The organism is Bacillus sp. JJ722 (assembly GCF_036963345.1).
GTDB lineage: Bacteria > Bacillota > Bacilli > Bacillales > DSM-1321 > Bacillus_AD.
Map to the genome: position 1 here is coordinate 1 of NZ_JBALMO010000213.1, position 3,985 is coordinate 3,985.

The window sequence follows — 3,985 nt, forward strand, 5'->3', positions numbered from 1 at the left end:
TATATGTATTATTTAGTTAACATACAAAAAAATAACACATTCATCTGAAAGTGTTATTGTTCACAATTTGTCTATATCCAGATAGGTAGATTGTTCATTATAATTTAGCTCGTAAAACACTTGCTCAAGATTTCACAAACTTGATGCAAAAGAAAAATAAAAATATAGAGAGATAAAAAACAAAAAAGTTTTACTTTTAGGAGATGACAGAAATGAAAGTTACAACAAGAAAAGTAGCAATCGTTGGTACTGGTTTCGTCGGAGCTAGTGCAGGTTACTCATTGGTTAACCAAAATATTTGTGATGAATTGATGTTGATTGACATCAATAAAGAAAGAGCGCTTGGAGAAGCGATGGACTTACAGCATTGTATAGATTTCACAACTTCACGTACGAAAGTAAGTGTGGGTTCATATGAGGATTGTAAGGATATGGACATTGTAATCATTACAGCTGGAGGTCCTCCAAAACCAGGTCAAACTCGATTAGATACATTAGAGCTAAGTGCTAAGATTGCAAAATCTGTAGTGGATGGCGTTATGAAAAGTGGTTTTGATGGTATTTTCTTAATTGCTTCTAATCCAGTAGATATCATTACTTACTTAGTTTGGAAAGAATCGGGGCTTCCTCGTAATCAAGTACTTGGAACAGGAACTTCATTAGATTCTTCTCGTCTAAAATCAATCCTTTCTCAACACATTAATGTAGACCCAAGAAGTATTCATGGCTATACATTAGGTGAACATGGAGATTCACAATTTGCTGCTTGGTCACATTTAACAATCGGTGGAAAACCGTTTATGCAAATTTTAGAAGAGCATAAAGAAACATTAGGCCATATCGATCTTGATGAAATCATTGTTCAAGTTCGCAAAGCTGGATTTGAAATTTTACATCGTAAAGGGACAACTTATTATGGAATCGGATGTGCATTAGCATCGATTACACGTTCAATTTTCAATGATGATCATAAAATCATCGCCGTTTCTACAATTTTAGACGGAGAGTATGGATTCGAAGACATTTGTACAGGTGTTCCAACAATTATTACTCGTGAAGGTGCGAAAGAAGTTGTAGAACTAAACTTAACTGAAGAAGAAATGGAAAAATTCAAAAACTCTAACCAAGTTTTAAGAGAATACATGGCAAAAATCGGCTACTAAAGGATAGGTGAATAACGATGAAAGAATATATTATGCCCCGTATATTCAAAGCGTCTACTGGTATAGCACAAGCTATTTTCGTTACCCTAGGTATTGGTTTATTACTTGAAAATATCGGTAAAATGTTAGATTTGCAATCATTAATATTAATTGGAACGGTTGCTAAAGTACTTATGGCTCCAGCAATTGGTGCAGGTATCGCATTCATGTTAGGTGCGAATGGATTAACAATCTTCTCAGCAATGGCAGCTTCAACAATTGGTGCTGGATCTATTCAAATAACAGACGCTGGGATGACTATTGTTGGTGGAGAACCAATTGGTGCATTATTAACAGCTACATTAGCGACTTATATTGGTAAGAGAGTAACAGGTAAGACGCCACTTGATATGATGGCAATACCAATTTTATCAATTGGTTTAAGTGGATTCGTTGGTATTGGAATATTCAAAGTAATGAGTCCTATTTTAACAGCTGTTGGTGGTTTTATTACAGATGCAGCAAGTGGTAGCCCATTAGTAACTTCTGTTGTTATTGCGGTCGTATGGGGATTATTATTACTATCTCCAGCATCATCAGTGGCACTTGCAATTGCATTAAACTTAGATGGTATTGCAGCTGGTGCGGCACTAGCTGGTTGTGCGGCTCATTTCGCAGGCTTGGCCTTCATTTCTAGAAAAGAAAATGACTTAGGTGGTTTCTTAGCACAAGGAATTTGTACTCCGAAAGTTCAGTTACCAAATATTACGAAGAATCCGTACATTATTGTTCCAACTGTTATATCAAGTGCGATTGTTGGACCGATTGCGACACTGGTCTTTAATTTAGAAGCGACAAAAGAAATCGCTGGTATGGGTTTAAGTTCATTTGTAGCACCTATTAATATGATTGCTACTAGTGATAGTAATTTTGTAATCATAGGCATGTTAGTATGTTATATCATTCTTCCGGTCCTTATTTCATTCGTAGTAGCGAAATTCTTAAGAAAGAAAAACTTAGTTAAACAAGGTGATTATCGATTACCACAATAAATACAGAAAAAACAAGTTACTATTAATTGGTAACTTGTTTTTTTGTACACAATAAAATATTTAATAGATAAAAATATAAAAAACTCTCATTTTTTCTGATTTTTATCCGATATGATATATAGAATTATAAAAGAAAAGTCGGGTGAGTTATATGGATAAAACGTCTATTTTGGGAGTTATACTCGGGGTTATAGCTGTTTTTGTCGGGATGCTCTTAAAAGGGGTTCCTGCATCGGCATTAATTAATCCAGCTGCATACCTCATTATCATAGTAGGAACAGCAGCTGCTGTTATAATTGCCTTTCCAACCAATGAAATTAAGCGAGTGCCCAAATTATTTAAAATTTTGTTTAAAGAGACTCAATTAATTCAACCAGAAGAATTGATCAAAACGTTTTCTGAGTGGGCAATTATTGCTCGAAAAGAAGGTTTACTAGCGTTAGAAGGAATTTCTGAACAAGTAGAAGATCCTTTTTTACGTAATGGTTTAAACTTAGCTGTTGAAGGTCAAAGTGCGGATTACATACGAGATATTTTGTCTGAAGAGATTGAAGCAATGGAAGAGCGCCATCAGGCTGGTGCTGCCATCTTCTCACAAGCAGGTACATATGCACCAACTCTAGGAGTATTAGGTGCCGTTATTGGCTTAATTTCAGCGCTTGGACATATGGAAAATACAGAAGCACTTGGTGAAGCAATTTCTGCAGCATTCGTTGCTACATTATTAGGGATTTTTACAGGCTATGTGTTATGGCATCCGTTTGCAAATAAGTTAAAACGTAAATCAATGCAAGAAGTACGTATCAAGAATATGATGATAGAAGGTATTCTATCAATAATTGAAGGAGAAGCTCCTAGAACGATTGAGCAAAAGCTAACTTCCTATTTGCCTGCCGCAGACCGTAAAAAATGGCTAGAAGGCGAAGTGAAGCAAGATGGCTAGAAAGAAAAAGAAAAAACGCCATGATGAGCATATGGATGAATCTTGGTTAATTCCATATGCCGATTTAATGACATTACTTTTAGCTCTGTTTATTGTTTTATTTGCGATGAGTTCAGTAGACGCTGTTAAGTTTCAACAATTATCAAAAGCCTTTAATGATATTTTTACGAGTGGATCAGGTGTAATGGATTTTGCGAGTCCTATTGAGTCAAATGGTAGAAGCGACTCGGAAAATGATACTGCGCTTCCTAGTGAGGGTGAAGTGAGAAAAGCACTTGGAGAAAAAGATTATAAAGAGTTATCGGCAGTTGAAGAGCGAGTTACTGAATATATTGAGAAGAATAATCTAAAGGATCAGCTTGGAACATCGTTAACTGGTGAAGGACTAATGATTTCGATAAGAGATAATGTTCTTTTTGAATCAGGTAGTGCAGACGTTCGAGGTGGAGATCGACAAGTTGCAGATGAAATTGCCGATTTACTTGTTATGGATCCACCGCGTAGTATTGTTATTAGTGGTTATACAGATAATGTTCCAATATCTAATTCACAATTTTCATCCAACTGGGATTTAAGTGTTATGCGTGCTGTGAACTTTATGAAAGTATTGTTAGAAAATCCGAAACTAAGTCCTGAATGGTTTAGTGCAAAAGGCTTTGGAGAGTATAAGCCGATTGCTACAAATAATACAGCAGAGGGCCGTGCAAAGAATAGACGTGTAGAGATTTTGATTACACCACGGACACAATTAAATAAATAAGAAATGCTGTCAGCTGTCACGATTGTGGCAGCTTTTTTAAAAGATAAAAAAAGTACAGAATTTTGCGCCTTGTCTAGCTCCAGCGCCC

General features: G+C 35.9%; 4 protein-coding genes. All 4 read left to right on the forward strand.

Annotated features, from left to right (window positions below):
- Window positions 1-212: 212 nt before the first annotated feature.
- The 4 genes from V7014_RS21170 to motB all read left to right on the forward strand — a co-directional run bounded on the left by V7014_RS21170 (window position 213) and on the right by motB (window position 3,897).
- On the forward strand, window positions 213-1,163 hold the full coding sequence (locus V7014_RS21170) for an L-lactate dehydrogenase (protein ID WP_335510045.1): 951 nt from the start codon (window positions 213-215) through the stop codon (window positions 1,161-1,163).
- Between the two features lie 17 nt (window positions 1,164-1,180).
- Window positions 1,181-2,194 (forward strand): PTS transporter subunit IIC, encoded by a 1,014-nt coding sequence (locus V7014_RS21175; protein ID WP_335510048.1) that lies wholly within the window; start codon window positions 1,181-1,183, stop codon window positions 2,192-2,194.
- A gap of 151 nt (window positions 2,195-2,345) precedes the next feature.
- Complete coding sequence (gene motA / locus V7014_RS21180) at window positions 2,346-3,137, forward strand: flagellar motor stator protein MotA (protein ID WP_335510050.1); 792 nt, start codon at window positions 2,346-2,348, stop codon at window positions 3,135-3,137.
- Window positions 3,130-3,897: a flagellar motor protein MotB gene (motB, locus tag V7014_RS21185; RefSeq protein WP_335510052.1), complete on the forward strand. Its 768-nt coding sequence runs from the start codon at window positions 3,130-3,132 to the stop codon at window positions 3,895-3,897. Before motA ends, motB begins: the two co-directional genes overlap by 8 nt.
- The last annotated feature ends 88 nt before the right edge of the window (window positions 3,898-3,985 follow it).

Coding starts and splice junctions, on each gene's coding strand:
- V7014_RS21170 (WP_335510045.1), top strand. CDS start 213: ATGAAAGTTACAACAAGAAAAGTAGCAATCGTTGGTACTGGTTTCGTC.
- V7014_RS21175 (WP_335510048.1), top strand. CDS start 1,181: ATGAAAGAATATATTATGCCCCGTATATTCAAAGCGTCTACTGGTATA.
- motA (WP_335510050.1), top strand. CDS start 2,346: ATGGATAAAACGTCTATTTTGGGAGTTATACTCGGGGTTATAGCTGTT.
- motB (WP_335510052.1), top strand. CDS start 3,130: ATGGCTAGAAAGAAAAAGAAAAAACGCCATGATGAGCATATGGATGAA.